The 1,961-nt window shown below is 41.6% G+C and carries 1 protein-coding gene and 1 pseudogene; both read left to right on the forward strand.

The annotated features are described in order from the left end of the window. Position 1 precedes the first annotated feature (1 nt). Positions 2-768, forward strand: a pseudogene (locus ABD915_RS09485) (DUF7146 domain-containing protein). Then, a partial coding sequence (locus ABD915_RS09490) for a YfjI family protein (protein ID WP_345117685.1) occupies positions 765-1,961 on the forward strand: 1,197 nt, incomplete at its 3' end. The pseudogene ABD915_RS09485 and the gene ABD915_RS09490, both read left to right, overlap by 4 nt.

Genomic DNA, 1,961 nt, shown 5'->3' on the forward strand with positions numbered 1-1,961 from the left:
GTTGCCTAGTCTATCTCTTTCCAATGGACATGATGGGCGCCTCTTACTCACTTGTTATGCGGGCTGCTCTTTTAGAGAGATCACACAAGCGCTTAGAAGAATTGGCTTGCTTGGGAAACAAGCCTTTGTTGATAAAGCCTATGATCACACGCTCTCTTTCTCAAAACAGAAAGCAGAAAGAGCAAAAGAGATTTGGCAACAAAGCCAACCGATAAAAGATACGCTAGCAGAAACCTATTTACGCAAGCGGGGTATTTGTTATGACTTATTCCTTATTTACGATTTCACGACAAATGTCCACACCCTTTAGGAATGACACTGCCCGCGTTGGTGGCTCTTGTTAAGGGGGCTGGCTCTTTTGCCATTCATAGAACCTTTTTACAAGCCAATGGCTGCAAAACAGATCAGAAACCAACCAAAGCCATGTTGGGATCTGTCATGGGCGGCGCTGTGCATTTAAGTCAAGCCAATCCAAAACATCTGGTTATTTGTGTGAGAATTGAAACGGGGCTGTCTCTGCTGTCTGGGTTGTTATCAGAGCCCGTGAATTTATGGGCGTCTCTTTCAACCAGTGGCATGATGCGTGTGAATTTACCTCCCATAAAAGGGTGTCTGACAATCGCAATGGATGGGGATGATGCAGGTTGTAAAGCAGGTTTTACCCTAGCAAAGCGTGCTTATAGGCAAGGCTTTGAGGTCTTTATGATGCAAGCTCCAAAAGGAATGGACTTTAATAACGTATTACTTTCTCAAAAGAGGAAACTATGAAAGAGTGTAATTTACAAAACAACAATGAAAATACCCCTGTCAATGATAACGATAATACCTCCTTAAATGATAATACTTGTTTAAAAGCTATTCCTTATGAACAAGCCTTGCAACAAAATGGCTGGGGGGAATTAAAACCGATTACTACGGCTCTCTTACCCGTCGAACCTTTTCACGTTGCACAAGTGCCTTTAACTTTAAGTCGCTATATTTATGATATTGCTGACCGTCAACAAGCCCCTCTCGATTTTATTGCTGTCTCTGCTTTATGTGGTTTGGCTGCTCTCATTGGAAATGGCGTGCATATTGCGCCAAAACAGTATGATGATTGGAAAATTGTTCCTAATCTTTGGGGTGCTCTTATTGGACAGCCTTCAACCATGAAAACACCTACCATGCAAGCCGCTTTAGCCCCTATCACGCGCCTTCAAAAGCAATGGTATAAAGAGTGGTTAAAACAGAAAGAAAGGCAAGAAATTGAAGAGATACTTGAAACTTTAGACAAGTTAGAAAAGAAAAAACAAGCCCATAAAGCGATCAAAAAAGGAGATCTTGAAACAGCCCGTGCTCTTTTGTCTGAAGCCCCCTCTAAAGACAATACCCATGATGATAGCTCTCGTTTTATTGTCAATGATACGAGTGTAGAAAAGCTTGGGGAATTGTTAAAAGAAAACCCCCGTGGTCTCTTAATGGTTCGTGATGAATTATCCGGTTTCTTAACAGATATGGAACGGAAGGAATATCAAACAGACCGTGCTTTTTATCTCGAAGCTTTTAATGGAGATGGTCAATTTACTTATGACCGTATCGGGCGTGGAACCATTTTTATTCCCAATGCAACTCTTTCCATTATAGGGGGTATTCAACCCTCTCGCATTCTGCCCTTTATACGCAATGCTTTATATGGCAAAGGCAATGATGGTTTTTTACAACGGTTTCAAATGCTGGTGTGGCCCGATGAGACAAAAGAGTGGCAATGGGTTGATAGACCTCCTAATCAAGAGGCATGGAAAACTTATGAAGGGGTGTTCCATTCTCTTTATGATAAACCCCTTGGATCTCCAGAACACCCGCTTGTGATGCGCTTTTCTGCTGAAGCTCAAGAGATTTTTCGTGAGTGGATGCAAAAGATTTTTAAAGAAGCTAAAGAGAATAACCTTTCTGAAAGTTTACAATCGCATCTTTTGAAAATG

This window comes from Bartonella jaculi (genome assembly GCF_039543045.1).
Classification (GTDB): Bacteria; Pseudomonadota; Alphaproteobacteria; order Rhizobiales; family Rhizobiaceae; genus Bartonella; species Bartonella jaculi.